At 72.2% G+C, this 20,831-nt stretch carries 16 protein-coding genes and 1 riboswitch; of the genes, 13 read left to right on the top strand and 3 right to left on the bottom strand.

The features are described from left to right. A partial coding sequence (locus KBY19_RS31390; RefSeq protein ID WP_210967198.1) for an MMPL family transporter occupies positions 1–576 on the bottom strand: 576 nt, incomplete at its 3' end. 118 nt (positions 577–694) lie between these two features. On the opposite strand from KBY19_RS31390, the gene KBY19_RS31385 reads away from it, so the two are divergent. From KBY19_RS31385 to KBY19_RS31340, 10 genes are all read left to right on the top strand, one after another. Next, the gene (locus tag KBY19_RS31385) at positions 695–1,390 is read left to right on the top strand and encodes a TetR/AcrR family transcriptional regulator (protein WP_099885315.1); all 696 of its coding nucleotides are present in this window, start codon (positions 695–697) and stop codon (positions 1,388–1,390) included. 498 nt (positions 1,391–1,888) lie between these two features. Continuing rightward, positions 1,889–2,848: a squalene synthase HpnC gene (hpnC, locus tag KBY19_RS31380; RefSeq protein WP_099885316.1), complete on the top strand. Its 960-nt coding sequence runs from the start codon at positions 1,889–1,891 to the stop codon at positions 2,846–2,848. A gap of 80 nt (positions 2,849–2,928) precedes the next feature. Further along, positions 2,929–3,837 carry a presqualene diphosphate synthase HpnD gene (gene hpnD, locus KBY19_RS31375; RefSeq protein ID WP_180289968.1) on the top strand — a complete coding sequence of 303 codons (909 nt, stop codon included), beginning with the start codon at positions 2,929–2,931 and terminating at the stop codon, positions 3,835–3,837. Between the two features lie 115 nt (positions 3,838–3,952). Further along, positions 3,953–5,410, top strand: coding sequence for a hydroxysqualene dehydroxylase HpnE (hpnE, locus tag KBY19_RS31370; protein WP_185018573.1), 1,458 nt, complete (start codon positions 3,953–3,955; stop codon positions 5,408–5,410). Continuing rightward, complete coding sequence (locus KBY19_RS31365) at positions 5,397–6,584, top strand: polyprenyl synthetase family protein (RefSeq protein WP_099885318.1); 1,188 nt, start codon at positions 5,397–5,399, stop codon at positions 6,582–6,584. Before hpnE ends, KBY19_RS31365 begins: the two co-directional genes overlap by 14 nt. Before the next feature lie 53 nt (positions 6,585–6,637). Beyond that, positions 6,638–8,638 carry a squalene--hopene cyclase gene (gene shc / locus KBY19_RS31360; protein WP_099885319.1) on the top strand — a complete coding sequence of 667 codons (2,001 nt, stop codon included), beginning with the start codon at positions 6,638–6,640 and terminating at the stop codon, positions 8,636–8,638. Continuing rightward, positions 8,638–9,303 (top strand): 1-hydroxy-2-methyl-2-butenyl 4-diphosphate reductase, encoded by a 666-nt coding sequence (locus KBY19_RS31355; protein ID WP_099885320.1) that lies wholly within the window; start codon positions 8,638–8,640, stop codon positions 9,301–9,303. The genes shc and KBY19_RS31355 overlap by 1 nt, the downstream gene beginning before the upstream one ends. Before the next feature lie 7 nt (positions 9,304–9,310). Beyond that, complete coding sequence (hpnH, locus tag KBY19_RS31350; protein WP_099885321.1) at positions 9,311–10,333, top strand: adenosyl-hopene transferase HpnH; 1,023 nt, start codon at positions 9,311–9,313, stop codon at positions 10,331–10,333. A 63-nt stretch (positions 10,334–10,396) separates the two neighbouring features. Then, positions 10,397–10,639, top strand: a complete 243-nt coding sequence (locus KBY19_RS31345) for a hypothetical protein (protein WP_099885322.1) — start codon at positions 10,397–10,399, stop codon at positions 10,637–10,639. Beyond that, entirely contained in the window at positions 10,636–12,015 is a 1,380-nt protein-coding gene (locus KBY19_RS31340) for an aspartate aminotransferase family protein (RefSeq protein WP_099885323.1), read from the top strand. The genes KBY19_RS31345 and KBY19_RS31340 overlap by 4 nt, the downstream gene beginning before the upstream one ends. Before the next feature lie 143 nt (positions 12,016–12,158). Here KBY19_RS31340 and metE read toward each other — a convergent pair whose 3' ends face one another. Both metE and KBY19_RS31330 read right to left on the bottom strand, forming a co-directional pair. Continuing rightward, entirely contained in the window at positions 12,159–14,504 is a 2,346-nt protein-coding gene (gene metE, locus KBY19_RS31335) for a 5-methyltetrahydropteroyltriglutamate--homocysteine S-methyltransferase (RefSeq protein WP_307843672.1), read from the bottom strand. Between the two features lie 160 nt (positions 14,505–14,664). After that, positions 14,665–14,889, bottom strand: a riboswitch (cobalamin riboswitch). Positions 14,890–14,928: 39 nt separating this feature from the next. Continuing rightward, on the bottom strand, positions 14,929–15,738 hold the full coding sequence (locus KBY19_RS31330) for a tyrosine-protein phosphatase (protein WP_210967197.1): 810 nt from the start codon (positions 15,736–15,738) through the stop codon (positions 14,929–14,931). Positions 15,739–15,871: 133 nt separating this feature from the next. Between KBY19_RS31330 and KBY19_RS31325 the strand changes: the two genes are divergently transcribed. The 3 genes from KBY19_RS31325 to KBY19_RS31315 all read left to right on the top strand — a co-directional run. Continuing rightward, positions 15,872–16,564, top strand: a complete 693-nt coding sequence (locus KBY19_RS31325; RefSeq protein WP_210967196.1) for an alpha-ketoglutarate-dependent dioxygenase AlkB — start codon at positions 15,872–15,874, stop codon at positions 16,562–16,564. Positions 16,565–16,821: 257 nt separating this feature from the next. Continuing rightward, on the top strand, positions 16,822–18,546 hold the full coding sequence (locus KBY19_RS31320; protein ID WP_247691618.1) for an ATP-binding protein: 1,725 nt from the start codon (positions 16,822–16,824) through the stop codon (positions 18,544–18,546). A gap of 33 nt (positions 18,547–18,579) precedes the next feature. Next, positions 18,580–20,831: glycoside hydrolase family 2 TIM barrel-domain containing protein (locus KBY19_RS31315; protein WP_210967195.1), on the top strand; the 2,252-nt coding region annotated here is incomplete at its 3' end.

The raw sequence follows: 20,831 nt of genomic DNA, 5'->3' as shown, positions 1-20,831 counted from the left end.
GCCGAAGGCGACGATGAGCAGCAGCAGCGTCACGGGTACGGCGATCGCCTCGGCGATCGCGAGGTCCTTGGAGACCTGCGCGTTGATCTGTTCGTTGAGTGCGGCTCCGCCTCCCGCGCGGACCACGACGGCGCCCCGCTCGCCGGTCCACTTCTCGGTCACCTCGGAGACGCGCTCGGTGTCGTTCTCGTCCATGTGGGCGAGCACCAGCGCCTGGGCGCCGTCGCGCGAGGTGAGGGCCGAGCCGCCGGGTGCCCAGTAGGAGGTCACCTGGGTGACGCCGGGCTCCTTGCGCAGACCGCGGGTCAGCTGCTGCCCGGCCTGTTCGACCTCGGGCGCCCGGAGGTCTCCGCTCTTGGCGCGGACGAGGAGGACGAGGTTGTCCTGGCCGTGGAACTTCTCGTCGATCAGTGCGGCGGCGCGTGAGGAGGGCGAGTCGGGGTCGTCGAACCCGCCGCCCTGGAGTTTGCCGAAGGCGCCGAAGCCGACGGCGGCCAGGGCCACCACCGCGAGCAGGGAGAGCACGAGCACAGCTCGTGCCCTGCGATAGGTCAGGTTGGCTATGCGGTCCAGCACGTCGGGTCCCCCGGGGAGCGCTAGTGAGGATGGAAGATGGCGCCGACCAGATGTTCACGGCGTCAACATGCATCATGCCATGGATGTTATTGCTGTCAACATCGGGCAGGATGGAAGCATGCAGGCGAACGCGAACACCGAAGCCACGGGCGCAGCGGCAGGAGGACGCCCCGGTAAAGGCCGCTACCACCACGGAGACCTGCGCAACGCGCTGATCCGGGCCGCCATCGAGCTGGCCGCCGAAGGCGGCCCGGACGCCGTCGTCCTGCGCGCCGCCGCCCGCAAGGTCGGGGTCTCCGCCACAGCCGCCTACCGGCACTTCGACAGCCACAGCGACCTGCTGGGAGCGGTCAAGGACCACGGCCAGCAGCGGTTGGTCGAGTGCATGGAGGCGGGTGGGCGCGAGGTGCGCGGCTCGGGTCCGGAGGCGACCAGGCAGCGCATGCTGGGACTCGGCCGCGGCTACATCGGCTTCGCCAGGCAGGAACCCGGTCTCTACCGCACGGCGTTCTGCCGCAAGGCCCTCGGCGGCTTCGGCGTCACCGAGGAGGGTGCCGTCACGGAAGCCGGCCACCAGCCCGGCTGGGAGGCGCGCTCGTTCGAAATGCTCACCGAGACGCTGGACGAGGCGGTCACCGTCGGCCTGATCCCGCCCGAGCGCAGGCCCGGGGCCGAGCTCAGCGCCTGGGCCATGGTGCACGGCACGGCGATGCTCTTCCTCGACGGGCCGCTGGATGTGCTCTCCGAGGAGGAGGCGGGCTATGTCATCGAGAGGGTCCTGCGCGACGTCATCGCCGGTCTGATCGCCCCCTGACGGTCGACCCGTCGATCCACCGATCCGTCGACCCACCGGCCCCCGTCACGCCGCCCCGGCCGTCACCGGTGGCCGGGCCTCCGGCGCCGGGCGGGCGGCCCGGTCACCCCGGTGGCCGAACCTCCGCCTGCGGTCGAGCTCGCGCTGTGGCCGAATCCCGCCTTGCGGCCGAGCGCCCTCCACCGGCCGAGGTGTCGCCGTACCGCGCCCGGGGGGCCCGGCTGTTCCGGGGGCGTTCGATACCCGTCCGGGCGAAATGCGGCCCCGACACGGGGTCGGGATCCGGCCCGGTCCAGGACCGTCACCCGGCACACACGGGATTGATGTACGGCGTAAGCTGTTTCGGTGCTGATTCGCGGTAAGTCGGGCGAACAGGGCCCGGCCGGACCGTGCCGTCGGCCGCTTTCGCAGGCCAGCGCGTGCGGCGTGTCCGAAATAGGATCTTCTGGCGCAGCGGTGTAGAAACGGAGATGTGACGGCAATGGCCATGGGCAGCACGTGGTGACCGCGGAGGAGGACGCGCACGCGAGCGCGGTGCTCTCCAAGGCCAAGGCGGAGAACTTCCCGGTGGCGCCCCGTTTCCTCCCCCGTGCGTGGCGGGACGATCTGATGGCCGTCTACGGATTCGCCCGTCTGGTCGACGACATCGGCGACGGGGACCTGGGGGACTCCGGTCCCGCGCACGCCGCCTCCCTCGGCCTCGCCCCCGGCCAGGCCGACGACCCGCTCGCCATGCTGGACGCGTTCGAGGCCGACGTCCACCGGGTGTTCGACGGCGCCTTCCCGGGCGGCCCCCCGTCCGACGGAACCTCCCCGTACGGCGCAGCCGGTGCCGGGCACGGGCCGGGTCACCCGCTGCTGCGCGCCCTGGTGCCCACCGTCCGCCGCCGGGGGCTGACCCCCGAGCCGTTCCTCGCCCTGATCGAGGCCAACCGGCAGGACCAGAAGGTCCGCCGCTACGCCACCTACGCCGAACTCCTCGCCTACTGCGAGCTGTCCGCCAACCCCGTCGGCCGTCTCGTCCTCGCCATCACCGGCACCATGACACCGGAGCGGGTACGCCGCTCGGACGCGGTCTGCACGGGGCTCCAGATCATCGAACACCTCCAGGACGTCGCCGAGGACCTGGCCCGGGACCGGATCTATCTGCCGGCCGAGGACATGGCCCGCTTCCGGGTCGCCGAGCCGGATCTGGCGGCCCCCACCGCGAACGCCTCGGTGCGTGCCCTGATCGCCTACGAGACCGAACGCGCGCTCGGCCTGCTGGACGAGGGCGCCCCGCTGGTGCGCAGCGTGCACGGCAGGCTCCGGCTGCTGCTCGCCGGGTTCACCGGCGGCGGGCGCGCGGCGGCCTCCGCCCTGCGGGCGGCGCGGTACGACGTACTGGCGGGAGCTCCCAGGGCCGGCGCCGCAGGTGTGCTGCGCGAGTCCTGGGCGAGCCTGCGAGGAGAGGGGTGACCGGGACGGTGGGGAAGCCGGAGAAGGCCGCCGGAGCGCAGCGGCCCCGGGCCAGGCCCGCGCAGCAGCTCCCCGCTCAGGTGACCGCCGCCTATCGCTACTGCGAGGCCGTCACCGGGGCGCAGGCCCGTAACTTCGCCTACGGCATCCGGCTGCTGCCCGCGGCCAAGCGGCAGGCCATGTCCGCGCTGTACGCGTTCTCCCGGCGGGTGGACGACATCGGCGACGGTGACCTCGCACAGGAGGCCAAACAGCGGCGGCTGGAGGAGACCCGCGGGCTGCTCGCCCGGATCAAGGACGGCGAGGTCCCCCCGGATGACACCGACCCGGTCGCGGTGGCGCTCAGCCACGCGGCGGGCCGCTTCCCGATCCCGCTCGCCGCGCTCGACGAGCTCATCGACGGCGTGCTGATGGATGTGCGCGGCGCCGGTTATGAGACCTGGGACGAGCTGAAGGTGTACTGCCGCTGTGTGGCCGGAGCCATCGGCCGGCTCTCGCTCGGCGTCTTCGGCACCGTACCCGGCGCACGCGAGACATCCCGCGCCTCCGAGTACGCCGACACCCTGGGGCTCGCCCTCCAACTGACCAATATCCTCCGGGACGTGCGGGAAGACGCCGAGGGCGGACGAACGTACCTGCCCTCGGAGGATCTCGAGAAATTTGGCTGTGCCGCGGCTTTTACCACCGACACGGTGCCGCCCGGCGCCGACTTCACCGGGCTGGTCCACTTCGAGGTGCGGCGCGCACGCGCGCTCTTCGCCGAGGGCTACCGACTGCTGCCGATGCTCGACCGGCGTTCGGGCGCCTGCGTCGCGGCGATGGCCGGGATCTACCACCGCCTGCTCGACCGCATCGCGGCGGACCCCGCCGCGGTGCTGCGCGGCCGTGTCTCCCTGCCGGGACACGAGAAGGCGTACGTGGCGGTGCGCGGCCTGTCCGGCTTCGACGCGCGGCTGGTCTCCCGCCAGACGTCGCGGCGGAGCGCCTGATGCCGCTGCGGACGACGCCGCCGCCGGCCCGCCGCCGGGCAACCCGCCGCGGTGGTGGGGCGTCCCAGCGGAAGCGGAGCACACCCACGCACCGGACCCAGGGGGAGGAGCGTCCATGACGGCGGACGATGTGCGGTCCGGTGAGCGGTCGGGCGCGGCACGCCGCGCCGTGGTCCTCGGCGGCGGTCTGGCCGGAACGACGGCCGCGCTGCGGCTGGCCGAGGCGGGAGTGGAGACCACCCTCGTGGAGAGCCGCCCCCGGCTGGGCGGGCTCGCCTTCTCCTTCCGGCGCGACTCCGCCGCCGGACCACTGACCGTCGACAACGGCCAGCACGTCTATCTGCGCTGCTGCACCGCCTACAGCTGGTTCCTGGACCGGGTGGGCGCCGCCGGGCTCGCCCCGCTGCAGGACCGGCTGGATGTGCCGGTCCTCGACGTCGGCGGCGGCCGCCCCCGGCTCGGACGGCTGCGCCGCACCGCGCTTCCCGTACCGCTGCACCTGGCGGCGAGCCTGGCCACCTATCCGCACCTCTCGCTCGCCGAACGCGGTGCGGTGGCCCGCGCGGCGCTCGCCCTCAAGGGGCTCGACCCGGCCGACCCGGCGCTGGACGCCATCGACTTCGGCACGTGGCTGCACCGCCACGGCCAGTCGGCCCGTACCGTCGAGGCGCTGTGGGACCTGGTGGGTACCGCCACCCTCAACGCCCGCGCCCCGCAGGCCTCCATGGGGCTGGCGGCGATGGTCTTCAAGACCGGCCTGCTCTCCGAACCGGGGGCCGCCGACATCGGCTTCTCGCACGTCCCGCTCGGCGACATCCACGACGTCCTCGCCCGCACGGCGCTGGAGAAGGCCGGGGTGCGCGTCCTGCCGCGTACTCGGGCGCGAGCCGTCGAGGCCGCCGAGGAGGGCGGCTGGCGGGTGACGGTCGATCAGGGCGGCAGCGGGGCCGAGGAACTGGCGGCCGGCACGGTCGTGCTCGCCGTCCCGCAGCGCGAGGCACACCGGCTGCTGCCCGCCGGCGCCCTCGCCGACCCGGGGAGGCTGCTGGACATCGGCACGGCGCCCATCCTCAACGTCCATGTGGTCTACGACCGCAAGGTGCTGCGCAGACCCTTCTTCGCCGCACTCGGCACGCCCGTCCAATGGGTCTTCGACCGCACCGCGGCCTCCGGCCTCACCGGCGGCGGCCAGTATCTGGCGCTCTCCCAGTCGGTCGCGCACGACGAGATCGACCTGCCGGTCGCCGCGCTCCGCGAGCGGTACCTGCCCCAGCTGGAGCGGTTGCTGCCCGCCGCCAGGGGCGCCGGTGTGCGGGACTTCTTCGTCACCCGGGAGCGCACCGCCACCTTCGACCCCGCGCCCGGGGTCGGGCGGCTGCGCCCCGCGGCACGCACCTCGGCCCCCGGCGTCTACCTCGCGGGCGCATGGACCGCCACGGGCTGGCCCGCGACCATGGAAAGCGCTGTCCGCAGTGGGGCGACAGCCGCGCGCGAAGCCCTCGTCGCACTGGGCCGCCCGTACGGGTCGGAACCGGTCCCCGGCATCGAAGGAAGGGCCCATGAGCACCACTGACGCAGTAGGTCAGGCCGGCCCAGGTATCCCGGCCAGTACAGCCAGCACGACAGCACCGCACAGAGGAGACCCTGTGACCCCGCCGAACCAACAACTCGTGAACGAGGACGACGAGGGCGTGAAGGGCGAAGAGGCCGGCAGGGACGTGAGCGCACTGCTGGAGCGTGGGCGCACCCTCTCCACCCCCGTACTGCGGGCTGCTGTCGAGCGGCTGGCCCCGCCGATGGACACCGTCGCCGCCTACCACTTCGGCTGGATCGACGCCGACGGCCGCCCCTCGGACGCCGCGGGCGGCAAGGCGGTACGGCCCGCGCTGGCGCTGCTGTCCGCCGAGGTGACCGGCGGCCCGCCGCAGACCGGTATCCCCGGCGCCGTCGCCGTCGAACTGGTACACAACTTCTCGCTGCTGCACGACGACCTGATGGACGGCGACGAACAGCGCCGCCACCGCGACACGGTCTGGAAGGTGCACGGGCCGGCGCAGGCCATCCTCGTGGGAGACGCGCTGTTCGCACTCGCCGGGGAGATACTGCTGGAGCTGGGCACGGTGGAGGCCGGGCGCGCCACCCGGCGGCTCACGGTGGCGACCCGCAAGCTCATCGACGGCCAGGCACAGGACATCTCCTACGAGCACCGCGACCTGGTGACGGTGGAGGAATGCCTGGAGATGGAGGGGAACAAGACCGGTGCGCTGCTGGCCTGTGCCGCCTCCATCGGCGCGGTGCTCGGCGGTGCCGACGACCGCACGGCGGACGCGCTGGAGGCCTACGGCCACCATCTGGGCCTCGCCTTCCAGGCCGTCGACGACCTGCTCGGGATCTGGGGCGATCCCCAGGCCACCGGCAAGCAGACCTGGAGCGACCTGCGGCAACGCAAGAAGTCGCTGCCCGTCGCCGCCGCACTCGGCTCCGAGGGCCCCGCCGCGGCGCGGCTCGCGAAGCTGATGACGGAGGACGCCAAGAAGAGCCAGGCGGAGTTCGAGGACTTCCAGGAGGCGGAGTTCGCCGAGCGGGCCGCGCTGATCGAGGAGGCCGGCGGCCGCGAGTGGACCTCGCAGGAGGCCCAGCGCCAGCACACCACGGCCCTGGCGGCGCTCGACTCGGTCGAGATGCCGGGCAGGGTGCGCGACCGGTTCGCCGCACTCGCCGACTTCGTCGTCGTACGGCGGGGGTGAGTACAACTCCCACTCGCCGCTCCGAGCAATCGGACACTTCGGAAGGAGAAGGGATGACAGCCACGACGGACGGACCCGCTGGACCCGGCGTCTCCGGAACGAAGAACAAAGAGCGCGACCTTGCCACCGCCGCCCCTACGGGAACCGGCGGCGTGACCGCGCTGGCGGAGCGGACCGCGGCCCGCGCCGTCGACCATCTGCTCGCCCGCCAGGACGAGGCCGGCTGGTGGAAGGGCGACCTGGAGACCAACATCACCATGGACGCCGAGGACCTGCTGCTGCGCGAGTTCCTCGGCGTCCGCGACGAGCGCACCACCGCAGCGGCCGCCCGGTTCATCCGCTCGCAGCAGCGCGCCGACGGCACCTGGGCCACCTTCTACGGCGGTCCCGGTGACCTGTCCGCCACCGTCGAGGGATATGTGGCCCTCAAGCTCGCGGGAGACGACCCCGAGGCACCCCATATGACGCGCGCCGCACAGTGGGTGCGCGAGCGCGGGGGAGTGGCCCGCAGCAGGGTCTTCACCCGAATCTGGCTCGCCCTGTTCGGCTGGTGGCGCTGGGAGGACCTGCCGGAGCTGCCCCCGGAGATCATCTACTTGCCGAAGTGGGTCCCCCTCAACATCTACGACTTCGGCTGCTGGGCCCGGCAGACCATCGTGCCCCTCACCGTCGTCTCCGCCTTCCGCCCCGTCCATCCCGCGACCTTCCGGCTGGACGAGCTGCACCGCGATCCCGCCCGCCCGCTACCGCACACCCCGATGGCGCCCGCCACCACCTGGGACGGCGCCTTCCAGCGCATCGACCGCGCGCTGCACGCCTACCGCAAGGTGGCCTCCCGCCGGCTGCGCCGCGCGGCCCTCAAGGACGCCTCACGCTGGATCATCGAGCGCCAGGAGAACGACGGCTGCTGGGGCGGCATCCAGCCGCCCGCCGTCTACTCGCTGATCGCGCTGCGGCTGCTCGGCTACGACCTGGACCACCCGGTGCTGCGGGCCGGACTGGAATCGCTGGACCGGTTCGCCGTCTGGCCCGACGAGCACACCAGGATGGTCGAGGCGTGCCAGTCCCCGGTGTGGGACACCTGTCTGGCGTCCATCGCGCTGGCCGACGCCGGACTGCCCCGCGACCACCCCGCTCTCGTCAAGGCGGCCGACTGGATGCTCGGCGAGCAGGTCGTACGGCCCGGCGACTGGTCCGTGCGCCGTCCCCAGCTGATCCCCGGCGGCTGGGCGTTCGAGTTCCACAACGACAACTACCCCGACACCGACGACACCGCCGAGGTCGCCCTGGCGCTGCGCCGCATCCAGCACCCCGACCCCGAGCGGGTCGAGCGGGCCATCGGCCGCGCAGTGCGCTGGAATCTCGGTATGCAGTCCAGCGACGGCGCGTGGGGCGCCTTCGACGTCGACAACACCAGCACGTTCCCCAATCGGCTGCCGTTCTGCGACTTCGGCGAGGTCATCGACCCCCCGTCGGCCGATGTGACGGCGCATGTGGTGGAGATGCTGGCCGCCGAGGGCAAGCAGCACGACCCGCGTACCCGTAAGGCCATCTCCTGGCTGCTGGCCGAACAGGAGACCGACGGCTCCTGGTTCGGCCGCTGGGGCGTCAACTACCTCTACGGCACGGGCTCCGTCGTACCGGCGCTGGTCGCTGCCGGCATGCCCCCCTCGCACCCCGCCATCCGGCGCGCCGTCAACTGGCTGGAGAGCGTCCAGAACGACGACGGAGGCTGGGGAGAGGACCTGCGTTCCTACCTCGACTCCGAGTGGGCCGCCAACGGCACCTCCACCGCGTCGCAGACCGGGTGGGCGCTGATGGCGCTGCTGGCGGCCGGCGAGAAGGACGGCAAGGCCGTCGAACGCGGTATCGAATGGCTGGCCGCCACCCAGCGCGAGGACGGCTACTGGGACGAGCCGTACTTCACCGGCACCGGCTTTCCCTGGGACTTCTCGATCAACTACCACCTCTACCGGATGGTCTTCCCGCTCACCGCCCTGGGGCGCTATCTGCACGGCGACGGCCTGGAGCGGGTCGTGCGGCGGGACGTGTGATGGAGAGCCCGGCAGCCCCCCACCCGCTGCTGCTGACGTGTGCGCTCGGCATCGAGCACCTCGCGCTGCGCCGCGGCCTGGGAGGCCCGGGCATTCCCGACCCGAACGGGGGAACCGGCCCCGACAATGTGCGGCTGCTGCGCAGCGGAATGGGCGCACAGGCCGCGCGGCGCGCCACGACCCGGGCACTCGCCCAGGAGACCGTGCCCGGCGGCACCGCCGTACTGGCCACCGGTTTCTGCGCGGGGCTGGTGCCCGGGATGCGGCCGGGTGACCTGGTCGTGGCCGCACAGACCCGCGACGCGCGGGGACACACGCCCTGCACCGGAACCGAACTGCTGGCCGTCGCGCTGGCCCGGTACGGCACGGTCCACGTGGGCACTCTGGCGGGCACCGACCAGGTGGTGCGGGGCCAGGCCAGAACCGCACTGCACGACGCCGGAGCCATCGCCGCCGACATGGAGTCCGCCGCCACCTTGGACGTCGCCGCCGCGGGCACGGCCCGGCGTCCGGTTGCGGCCGTACGGGTGGTGGTGGACGCTCCGGGCCATGAACTGATCCGCATCGGGACACTGCGGGGTGGAATATCGGCATTCCGCGTCCTTCGCGGTGTCCTGCCCGCATTCCTTGAATGGCACCGATCCCTGCTGCTCCCCTGGAGGTGAGCCAGAAATGGCCATGCCGCTCCGCCAGACACTCCGTATCGGGACGTATCTCTTTCAGCAGAAGCTCCGCAAGCGGGAGAAGTTCCCCTTGATCGTGGAGCTCGAACCACTCTTCGCCTGCAATCTCAAATGTGAGGGCTGTGGAAAGATCCAGCACCCGGCCGGGGTGCTCAAGCAGCGGATGCCGGTGGCCCAGGCGGTGGGAGCGGTGCTGGAATCCGGCGCGCCGATGGTCTCCATCGCGGGTGGCGAGCCGCTGATGCACCCGCAGATCGGGGAGATCGTCCGGCAGCTGGTGGCCCGGCGCAAATATGTCTTTCTGTGTACCAATGCCATGCTGCTGCGCAAGAAGATGGACGAGTTCGAGCCTTCCCCGTATTTCGCGTTCGCCGTGCACATCGACGGGTTGCGGGAGCGGCACGACGAATCCGTCGCCAAGGAAGGCGTCTTCGACGAGGCGGTAGCGGCGATGAAGGAGGCGAAGCGCCGGGGATTCCGGGTCACCACCAACTCGACCTTCTTCAACACCGACACCCCGCAGACCGTCGTCGAGGTCCTCAACTACCTCAACGACGAACTGAAGGTGGACGAGATGATGGTCTCGCCCGCCTACGCCTATGAAAAGGCCCCCGACCAGGAGCACTTCCTCGGAGTCGAGCAGACCAGAGAGCTGTTCAAGAAGGCGTTCTCCGGGGGCAACAGGGAACGCTGGCGGCTCAACCACAGCCCGCTCTTCCTCGACTTCCTGGAGGGCAAGGCCGACTTCGACTGCACCGCCTGGGCCATTCCCAACTACTCCCTCTTCGGCTGGCAGCGCCCCTGCTATCTGATGAGCGACGGCTATGTGCCCACGTACCGGGAGCTGGTGGAGGAGACCGACTGGGACAAGTACGGCCGCGGCAAGGACCCCCGCTGCGCCAACTGCATGGCGCACTGCGGTTACGAGCCGACCGCCGTACTTGCGACCATGGGCTCCCTCAAGGAGTCCCTGCGCGCCGCCCGCGAGACCGCGGGAAGCCCGTCGCGCTGACTCACCGGGCGCCGCCACCGCCCCGGATCACCGGACCGAACCGCTGGAGCAGGGGGGCCGACCATGTCCTTGCTGGAGCCCGTCGACGGGCTACGCGACCTCGACGCGCTGTCCGCCGGGCAGCGGGCACTCGCCGGGCTGCGGGCCGAGGTCGGTCCGTCGGGTCGCCCCGCGAGGGCGGACCCGGCGCCTGCCGAGGAGGGCGACCGGGCCGGGCGCGAGCGCCGGCGGCCGAAGAGCGCGAAGGGCCCGCGGGGTGCGGCATGCGTGGGCGTGGCCCGCACGGGTGAGGGGAGTATGGCGTGACCGGCTTCGACCTGACGAAGCTGCTGGCCGAACGGGGCGGTGAGCGCTACGAGCTGCACATGCGCCACCTCAACCACCAGCTGCCGCGCATGCTGCGCACCATCGGCTTCGACAAGGTCTACGAGCGGGCGGAGGGTGCCTACTTCTACGACGCCGAGGGCAACGACTACCTCGACATGCTCGCCGGCTTCGGTGTCATGGGCGTGGGCCGCCACCATCCGGTCGTACGGGAGGCACTGCACGAGGTACTGGACGCACAGCTGGCCGACCTCACCCGCTTCGACTGCCAGCCACTGCCCGGACTGCTGGCCGAGAAGCTCCTCTCGTACGCGCCGGAGCTCGACCGGGTCTTCTTCGGCAACAGCGGCACCGAAGCGGTGGAGACCGCGCTCAAGTTCGCCCGCTACGCCACCGGCAGGCCCAGGGTGCTGTACTGCACCCACGCCTTCCACGGGCTGACCGCCGGGTCGCTCTCGGTCAACGGGGAGGACGGCTTCCGCGAGGGCTTCGCGCCCCTGCTGCCCGACACCTCCGTCCCGCTGGGCGATCTGGAAGCGCTGGAGCGGGAGTTGCGGAAGAAGGACGTGGCAGCGCTGGTCGTCGAGCCCGTCCAGGGCAAGGGTGTGCACGCGGCACCGCCCGGCTATCTGCGCACCGCACGGGAGCTGCTGCACCGGTACGGGGCACTGCTGATCGTCGACGAGGTGCAGACGGGGCTCGGCCGTACCGGGGACTTCTTCGCCTACCAGCACGAGAAGGACGTCGAGCCCGACCTGGTGTGCGTGGCCAAGTCGCTGTCCGGCGGTTACGTCCCGGTGGGTGCGACGCTCGGCAAGGAGTGGATCTTCAAAAGGGTCTACTCGTCCATGGACCGGGTGCTCGTCCACTCCGCCAGCTTCGGCGCCAACGCCCAGGCCATGGCGGCGGGTCTGGCCACCCTCGCCGTCATGGACGAAGAACGCCTCACCGAGAACGCCCGCCGCACCGGCGATCTGCTGCGCACCCGGCTGGCGGCGCTCGTGGACACCTACGAGCTGCTGCACGAGGTGCGCGGCCGGGGGCTGATGATCGGCATCGAGTTCGGCCGGCCCAGATCGCTGAAGCTGCGCAGCCGCTGGACGATGCTCCAGGCCGCGCGCAAGGGGCTGTTCGCACAGATGGTCGTCGTGCCGCTGCTGCAGAAGCACCGCATTCTCACCCAGGTCTCCGGTGACCATCTGGAGGTCATCAAGCTGATCCCGCCGCTGGTGATCGGCGAGGCCGAAGTGGACCGCTTCGTGAGCGCGTTCACGCAGGTCATGGAGGACGCGCACAACGGCGGCCTGATGTGGGACTTCGGGCGCACACTGGTCCGCCAGGCGATGGCTCAGCGCTGAGGGGTGCCCCGCGCCCCCGAAGGGGCGCGGGGAACGGCGCGACCAGCCAGCCACGGTGTACGCCGCAGCCTGCAACGCACAGGACGGGGCAGCCCGTGACCAGCCGCGCAGCTCTCCATGCGGGGTACGCAGGCTCCAGAGGGTCAGCTCTGGCGGGGGAGTTCCCGCCGCACCGTGCGGGCGGCAGCCACCAGGTTCTCCAGCGAGGCTTGGACCTCCGGCCAGCCCCGGGTCTTCAGGCCGCAGTCGGGGTTCGCCCACAGCCGGTCGGCGGGGATGGCCGTAAGGCCCTTGCGCAGCAGGGCCGCCAGCTCCTCGGCACCGGGAACGCGCGGTGAGTGGATGTCGTACACGCCGGGGCCCGCCTCACGCGGATACCCGTGGCCCGCCAGCTCGTCCGCCACCTGCATATGGGAGCGGGCCGCCTCCAGGCTGATGACATCGGCGTCGAGCTGTTCGATCGCCCCGATGATGTCGCCGAACTCCGCGTAGCACATATGGGTGTGGATCTGGGTGTCCGGGCGCACCCCGCTGGTGGCGAGCCGGAAGGCGGCCGTCGCCCACGCCAGATACCCGGGCCGGTCGGCCGCGCGCAGCGGCAGCGTCTCGCGCAGCGCGGGCTCGTCGACCTGGATGACGGCGGCCCCGCCGGCCTCCAGTTCGCACACCTCGTCGCGCAGCGCGAGCGCCACCTGGCGCGCCGTCTCCGCCACCGGCTGGTCGTCCCGTACGAACGACCAGGCGAGCATGGTCACCGGGCCGGTGAGCATGCCCTTGACGGGACGGGAGGTCAGCGACTGGGCGTACTGCGTCCAGCGGACCGACATCGGCCGCGGGCGGGCCACATCGCCGGCGAGGATCGGCGGGCGCACATAGCGGGTGCCGTACGACTGCACCCAGCCGTGCCGGGTGGCGAGGTACCCGGTGAGCTGTTCGGCGAAGAACTGCACCATGTCGTTGCGTTCGCCCTCGCCGTGCACCAGCACATCGAGTCCGGCACGCTCCTGGAAGGCGACCACCTCCCGGATCTGCGCCGCGATCCGCTGCTCGTAGGCGGTCTCGTCGATCCGGCCGGCCCGCAGGTCGGCGCGGGCCCTGCGCAGCTCGGCCGTCTGCGGGAACGAGCCGATGGTGGTGGTCGGCAGCGGCGGCAGACCGAGCCGGGTGCGCTGCGCCGCCGTGCGCCGGTGGTACGGGAGCGCGCGGCGGGTGTCCGCCTCGGTGACGGCGGCGCTGCGGGCCCGTACGGACTTGTCGTGGGTGAGCGGCGAGGCCGTACGGGAGGCCAGGTCGGCCCGGTTGGCGGCCAGCTCGGCGCTGATCGCGCCGGTCCCCTCCGACAGGCCGCGCGCCAGGGTGGCGGCCTCGGCCGCCTTCTGGCGCGCGAACGCCAGCCAGCGGGCGACCTGCGGATCGATTCGGCGCTCGGCCCGTGCGTCCAGCGGCACATGGAGCAGCGAGCAGGAGGTCGCCACATCGACCTGCCCGGCGAGGCCCAGCAGGGTGGCGAGGGTGGCCATGGACCGCTCGAGGTCGTTGATCCACACGTTGCGGCCGTCGACGACGCCGGCGACCAGCCGCTTGCCGGGCAGCCCGCCGACCGCGGCGAGCGCGTCCAGGTTGGCGGCGGCCGGACCGGTGAAGTCGAGGGCCAGCCCGTCCACGGGCGCCTTCGCCAGTACGGGCAGTGCCTCACCGAGCCGGTCGAAGTAGGAGGCCACCAGCAGCCGCGGACGGTCGGCCAGCTCGCCGAGGGCCCGGTACGCTTCCGCGGCCGCCGCCAGCTCGCCGGGGGTGCGGTCCTGCACCAGCGCGGGCTCGTCCAGCTGCACCCATCGGGCACCGGCGGCACGCAGATCCGCGAGCACCTCGGCGTAGACCGGCAGCAGCCGCTCCAGCAGTGTCAGCGGTTCGAAGTCGGGGGCGACCCCGGGCGCCGGCTTGGCCAGCAGCAGATAGGTGACGGGGCCGACGAGCACCGGCCGGGCCGCCGCCGCGCCCAGCGCCAGGGCTTCCCCCAGCTCGGCCGTCTGCTTGCCGGCGTCCGCCCGGAAGACGGTGTCCGGGGCCAGTTCGGGCACCAGGTAGTGGTAGTTGGTGTCGAACCACTTGGTCATCTCCAGCGGCGCCGCCTCCTGGGTACCGCGGGCCATCGCGAAGTAGCCGGCCAGCGGATCGGCCGCCACCGCTGCGCGGTGCCGCTCGGGGAGGGCACCGACCATGACGGTGGTGTCCAGCATGTGGTCGTAGTACGAGAAGTCCCCGGTGGGCACCTCGTCGATGCCCGCGTCGGCCAGCTGCCGCCAGTTGGCGCGGCGCAGTTCGGCGGCCGTGGAGTGCAGGGCCTCGGCGGTGACGCGGCCCTCCCAGTATCCCTCGACGGCCTTCTTCAGTTCACGGTTCGGCCCCTGCCGGGGGTAGCCGTGCACGGTAGCGCGCACCGGCGCGGTCGGGGCGGTGGCGCCCGGGTTCGCTGCTGTCGCTGTCACGCAACTCTCCTTCGCGAGTGTCTCAGCGCTCCCGGAACGGGACGAGGACGCGAAGGGATGGCGGCGACACGGTGCGGACGGACGCGTGGCTGGTGTCCGTCGCCTGGTGCGCGTGCTCTCCGACCCGCCCTCGAGGTCTCCGGGAGGACCGTACGCGGGTGGACGCGTACGGACAGCGGGCAGGTCTTCGGACTCGCGGGCACGCCTGCCGGTCTCCCGGCGGGCATCTACTGGCCGTCGCTTCCCGGACCGGTCCTCGGTCCAGTGCGTGTGACGGCGGTCGTTCCCGCTCACCGCTGCGGGGCAGTCCCGGACTCACACCGGGTTCCCTCTTACGACGCCTCCCGCCTGGCGGACGGGGCGAACCAGCTGCACGGCCAGCATAGCCGGGTGCGCGCCGGGTGCGGCCAGTGGCGGGGGTGCCCTACGTCTCCAGGAGGCGGGATTTCAGCCGGGCGCGGATGGCGGGGGAGAGCCCGAGGCCCTGCGCCAAATAGGTCTCCACGTCGCCCCACGTCTCGTCGATGGTCTCGAAGGCCGCGTGCAGATAGGCGGCGCGGGCATCGAAGAGCGGGGCGAGCAGCTCCATGACCTCCGGCGACATCCCCGCCTTGGACTTTCTGCTGCGGTACACCTTGTAGCGCCGGTGCGGCTGGTTGGACTGGAGGTAATCCTCCTCGATGGCGGCCCGCTCGACATCGAGCGCCAGCAGCGTGATGGCGATCGACAGGCCCGCCCGGTCCTTGCCGGCCGCGCAGTGCATCAGCGCGGGCACACTGTCCTCGGCGAGCGCGTGCAGGATGCGGCTGTGCTCGGCCGTGCGCTCGCGGATCATGGTGCGGTAGGAGTCGGTCATCCGCCGGGCGGCGAGCCCGTCGCCGAGGATGGCCCGGAGCTGGTCCAGCTCGCCGTCGCGCACCATCTTCCAGAACTCGGCGCCGTCGGCCGGGTCGGAGAGCGGCAGATTGACGTTGCGGACGCCGGGCAGTTCGATGTCGGGGCCGTCGAGCGCCTGGTCGGCGGAGTTGCGGAAGTCGAAGACGGTGTGCAGCTTGAGCTCGCCGAGGAAGGCGGCGTCCTCGGGCGTCGCCTGCGCCAGGTGCCCGCTGCGGAAGAGCACCCCGCGCCGGACCCGGCACCCGTCCACCGTCGGCAGGCCCCCGACGTCCCGGAAGTTGCGTACCCCCGTCAGCACCGTATCGGCGGACTCCACACTCACGCGCGCTCCCAGCATCTGCGACGACCGTCCGTTCGACCATAAGGCATGGATGCCTGAGGCGATCAGTCCTTGCGTGGTGACTTGTACGACGGCGCTCCGCCGCCCGGCGCCCGGTCCCGCCTGTGGTGGGAGGCCGTACGCTGGCCGTGTGAGCGAGGAGCTGTTCCCTCCGCCTGCGGTGCAGGTCACCGCGGGAGCCGTGCATCTGCCCCGCCGGCTGGCGCCCGGCGCGCAGCGCGAGCTGCTCGCGGCGTGCCGGCGGTGGGCGGTGCCGCCCGCGGGGCTGCGGACGGTACGGATGCCCAACGGTTCGCAGATGTCGGTGCGGCAGGTCAGCCTGGGACGGCACTGGTATCCGTACGGTTACGCCGCCACTGTCGTGGACGGTGGCGGAGAGCCGGTGAAGCCCTTCCCCGACTGGTTGGGCCGGTGGGCGCGGGCCGCCGTGGACGCCGCCGCCGAGGTGGCCGAGGAGCCGGTGTTCGGCGCCGTGCCGTGTGCCGTCCCGTACGACATCGCGCTGGTGAACTTCTACGGTGACGGCGCGCGCATGGGCATGCACCGGGACAGCGACGAGCGCTCCGCCGCGCCCGTCGTCTCCTTCAGCCTCGGGGACGCCTGCGTCTTCCGGTTCGGGAACACCGAGGGGCGGGGGCGGCCCTTGGGGGTCCCCCCGGACGGAGTCTGGGGGAGGGACGTGGAGCTGCGCAGCGGGGACGCCTTCGTCTTCGGCGGGCCCGCGCGGCTGGCGTATCACGGCGTGCCCCGTACCGAGCCCGGCTCCGCGCCGCCCGCGCTGGGGCTGCGGGGACGAGTCAACGTCACCGTCCGGGCGTACTGACCCGCGCGCGAAGGGTGCGCGGGGTGCGCCGAGTTGCGCGGGCGCCGGCTGTCAAGCGGAATCCGTCGGCTTTCACTCGTTGGGAGCTGGCGAACCCTGGCGAATCCGGTGTAAGGGCCAGGGCGGGGCGCGGCCGCGGGCTAGCGTGACCAGCGGTCGACGCCTCCCTCCCACCTCTGCGGTAGCGGCCTGCCGGCCCGGCCGGCCCCTTCGCGGCTCGTCGGCCTCTCACCTGCCTCAACTCTTCCGAGGAACCCATGCCCGAATCTCCGAGCCACCCGGCGCAGAACGGAAACGGGGAGCCACGCACCGTCTCCCGCGCCGCCCCGGCCGCTCCACCGACCGGAACCACCGGGAGAAACGTCCCCGCACGGCGGCGGCACGGCAGGCCCCGGACGCAGGCCCGGCCACGCGAGGGCGTGGGCGGCGTGGGCGACGCCGCAGTACGCCGTCGCCTGGTACGGCTCGCCGTGCTCCCCTCGGGGCTGGTCGCGGTCATCGGCGCCGTCGTGGTCGGCTGCGTGCTGCGGGGCGGGGCCGGTGCGGGACAGCCCGGCGCGCCGCTGTGGGCGGTGCTGATCACCGGGGGCCTGCTGGTCTGCGGGGTGCTCGGCGTCCAAGGGGTGCTCGCCGCGGCCGAAGCGCGCGGTACGGCCGCACGGTGTGCCGCGCTGCGGCGGTCGTTGGTACGGGGCCAGGCCGAACTCCGCTCGATGCTGTGGACGTTGCGGCACGGCGAACGGCCCGTCACCCGCACCCCCGCTCCCGGGGACGAGCCGGTCGGCGACGCGCTGGACCTGCTCGGCCACCAGGCCGCGCTCGCCCAGTGCGCCGCGGAGTCGGCCGTCGTGGAGGCGGTCGCGCTGGCGGCCCGGCCGCGCGGTGGCGGTGAGGAGCGGGCCGAGGTCTTCGTCCAGCTCGCCCATCGGGTGCAGTCCCTGGTGCACCGGGAGATCGAGCTCATCGACGCGCTGGAGAACAAGGTCGAGGACCCGGACCTGCTCAAGGGCGTCTTCGACGTCGACCACCTCGCCACCCGCACCCGGCGCCACGCGGAGAACCTCGCCGTGCTCGGTGGCGCCCTCGCCCACCGCCACTGGACCCGCCCGGTCTCCCTCTCCGAGGTGCTGCGCTCGGCCGTCGCGGAGGTCGAGCACTACACGCGCATCCAGTTGGTGCCCCCGATCGAGGGCTTGGTGCGCGGGCACGCTGTCGCCGATGTGATCCATCTGCTGGCCGAACTCGTCGAGAACGCCACGGCGTTCTCGGACCCCCGGTCGCAGGTACTGGTGCGCACCCAGCGCGTCACGGCCGGGCTCGCGGTCGAGATCGAGGACCGCGGGCCGGGCATGGACCCCGAGGTGCAGCACCGCCTCAACGCGGTGCTCGCCGAGCCGGAGGGCGTCGGCGTGCCCGAGCTGGTGCGGGACGGGCGGATCGGCCTCTACGTCGTGGCGGCCCTGGCGCGCCGGCACGGCATCGTCGTCCAACTGCAGCACAACATCTACGGCGGTGTGCAGGCTGTCGCGGTACTGCCCGGGCGCCTGCTGGGCCGGCCCCGGGAGGACACCCCGGCCATTCCGCCCGAACCCGCGCCCGAACCCGCGCCCGCTCCGGAGACGGAGGCGGACGCGGACGGGGACGGGGACGCGGGCCCCGGAGCCGGTACCGATCCGCGGCCCCGCGCCCGGGTCCGGGGGAAGGGGCGGGGGCCGGCCGCACCGTTGCCGTTCGGGGCGCCTGCCGCGGCGGAGGGGGACGGTGGCGCCGAGACCGCGGGACGCCCGCCGCTGCCCACGCGGAACCGTGCCGTGCCGCAGGTGCGGGACTCCCGTCCGGTACGCGGCGACGGCGAGTTGCCGACGAAGGGCGTTCCGGGGTCGGCGGCGGCTTTCCGACGGGGCGTAAGCCTGGCGGACGGCGTCGGTCGGCACCGGGACAGGAGCGGAGCCGTCCTGAAAGAAGCTGTGCGAAAGCGTTGATATCCATTTGTCTCTGTGGTGTCTTGTGGAGTCATGGATGCGAAGCCATGGGCACGACGGAGCTTTCTGGCAACGACCGGCGGTGCGGTGGCCGGTCTGGCCGCCTTCCGTGAGCAGAAGGCGGCCTTCGCCGCCGGGCGCCGGAGACCGGCCGCGGACCCCGAGGGGCGGGAGTGGGACGCCGACCCCACCGTCTTCCAGGTCAACCGCGAACCGGCACGCACCGCTCTCATCCCCTACCGCGACCCACGATCGGCGCTCAAGGGCAGACACGAGGATTCCCCGTACTACCGCTCGTTGAACGGGAATTGGCGCTTCCGCTGGTCGGAGAGCCCCGCCGGGCGTCCCGAGGGGTTCCAGGCCGCCGACTACGACGACGGCGACTGGGACCGGCTGCCCGTGCCCTCCAACTGGGAGATGCACGGCTACCGGGAGCCCATCTATCTGAACATCAAGTATCCCTGGACGGGGTACGAGAAGCCCGAACCACCGGCCGTACCCAAGGAGTTCAACCCGGTCGGCTCCTACCGCCGCACCTTCGAGGTGCCCCGCGGCTGGCGCGGCAGGCGCACCCTGATCTCCTTCCAGGGGGTGAAGTCGGCCTTCTTCGTGTGGGTGAACGGCGAGCAGGTCGGCTACAGCGAGGACAGCTACACCCCGGCCGAGTTCGACATCAGCGAGCACCTGAAGGACGGCGACAACACGCTCGCCGTACAGGTCTACCGCTGGTCGGACGGCAGCTGGCTGGAAGACCAGGACATGATCGACCTGTCGGGGATCTTCCGCGACGTGTATCTGTACTCCGTGCCCCGCGTCCACCTCCACGACGCCGAGGTCCGCACCGCGCTCGACGACGCGCTCACCACGGCAGAGCTCACCGTCCGCACCCGGATACGGGACACCACGGGCGGGACGGCCGGGAAGTACACCGTCACCGGCGTCCTCTACGACGCGGACGGGCACCGGGTGCGGACCGGCCCTCTCACCGGCAGCGCCGAACCTCCGGCGGGCGGCATCGCCGATGTCGAGCTGACCGGCACGGTGCGCCGGCCGCAGCTGTGGTCGGCCGAGAGCCCCAGCTGCTACACGCTGGTGCTGAGCGTGCGCGACCCCGGCGGCGACCGCAGTGAGGTCCACCGGGTGCGGTTCGGCTTCCGCAAGCTGACGTTCGGCCCCGGCAAACTGGAGATCAACGGGAAGCCGCTGCTCTTCGCGGGCACCAACCGGCACGAGACGGACCCGGTGCACGGGCAGGCCGTACCGGAAGAGACGATGCTGCGCGACATCAAGCTGATGAAGCAGCACAACATCAACGCCGTGCGCACCTCGCACTACCCCAACTCGCCCCGCTGGCTGGAGCTGTGCGACGAGTACGGCCTGTATGTCGTCGACGAGACCAACCTGGAGACCCACGAGGTCCGTGACACCCTCCCCGGTTCCCTCCCCGAGTGGACCGAGGCATGCCTGGACCGGGCGCGCAGCATGCTGGAGCGCGACAAGAACCACCCCTGCGTGGTGCTGTGGTCGCTGGGCAACGAGGCGGGCAGCGGCGACAACTTCCGCAAGATGGCCGACTGGTTCCACCAGCGCGACGCGACCCGGCCGGTGCACTACGAGGGCATGAGTTCCGTCGCCGATGTGGAGAGCCGGATGTACGCCAAGCCCGACGAGGTCGAGAAGTACGGCAGGTCGGGCAACGAGAAGCCGTTCATGCTGTGCGAGTACGCGCACTCCATGGGCAACAGCACCGGAAATCTGCAGGAGTACTGGGACCTCTTCGAGAAGTACCCCAACCTGCACGGCGGCTTCATCTGGGACTGGGTGGACCAGACGATCAAGAAGCCGGTGCCCGGCGACGCCTCCCGCAGCTATCTGTCCTACGGCGGCGACTGGGTCCCCGGCTATCCGACGGACGGCAACTTCTGCTGCAACGGCGTGGTGCGCTCCGACCGCACGCCCAATCCCGCCATGCACGAGGTCAAACGCGCGTACCAGCAGATCGGCTTCGCGGGGGAGAAGGCGGCCGACGGCGAGGTGGAGATCACCAACAAGCAGCTGTTCAGCGGGCTCGACGCCTACGAGCTGCGCTGGGAGGTCACCCGCGACGGCGAGCGCGTCCAGCACGGCACGGTACGGCCGCCCCGTACCGCGCCCGGCGGCACCAGCACCGTACGCCTGCCCCTCGACCGGCCCGGGCGGCCCCGGCCGGGCGCCGAGTACTGGCTCGACCTCTCCCTCGTGCTGCGGCACGGCACCTCCTGGGCCGAGGCGGGGCACGAGGTGGC

This window comes from Streptomyces sp. B15 (genome assembly GCF_018070605.1).
In the GTDB taxonomy this organism is placed as follows: domain Bacteria; phylum Actinomycetota; class Actinomycetes; order Streptomycetales; family Streptomycetaceae; genus Streptomyces; species Streptomyces smyrnaeus.
Note: the sequence above shows the minus strand (reverse complement) of the source record. Positions and strands in the feature narration are given on the sequence as shown.

What these genes read in the sequence shown, in the direction of transcription:
- KBY19_RS31365 (WP_099885318.1), top strand. Translation starts at nt 5,397, where the DNA reads ATGAGCACCACTGACGCAGTAGGTCAGGCCGGCCCAGGTATCCCGGCC.
- hpnH (WP_099885321.1), top strand. Translation starts at nt 9,311, where the DNA reads ATGGCCATGCCGCTCCGCCAGACACTCCGTATCGGGACGTATCTCTTT.
- KBY19_RS31385 (WP_099885315.1), top strand. Translation starts at nt 695, where the DNA reads ATGCAGGCGAACGCGAACACCGAAGCCACGGGCGCAGCGGCAGGAGGA.
- KBY19_RS31320 (WP_247691618.1), top strand. Translation starts at nt 16,822, where the DNA reads ATGCCCGAATCTCCGAGCCACCCGGCGCAGAACGGAAACGGGGAGCCA.
- shc (WP_099885319.1), top strand. Translation starts at nt 6,638, where the DNA reads ATGACAGCCACGACGGACGGACCCGCTGGACCCGGCGTCTCCGGAACG.
- hpnE (WP_185018573.1), top strand. Translation starts at nt 3,953, where the DNA reads ATGACGGCGGACGATGTGCGGTCCGGTGAGCGGTCGGGCGCGGCACGC.
- KBY19_RS31330 (WP_210967197.1), bottom strand. Translation starts at nt 15,738, where the DNA reads ATGCTGGGAGCGCGCGTGAGTGTGGAGTCCGCCGATACGGTGCTGACG.
- KBY19_RS31345 (WP_099885322.1), top strand. Translation starts at nt 10,397, where the DNA reads ATGTCCTTGCTGGAGCCCGTCGACGGGCTACGCGACCTCGACGCGCTG.
- KBY19_RS31355 (WP_099885320.1), top strand. Translation starts at nt 8,638, where the DNA reads ATGGAGAGCCCGGCAGCCCCCCACCCGCTGCTGCTGACGTGTGCGCTC.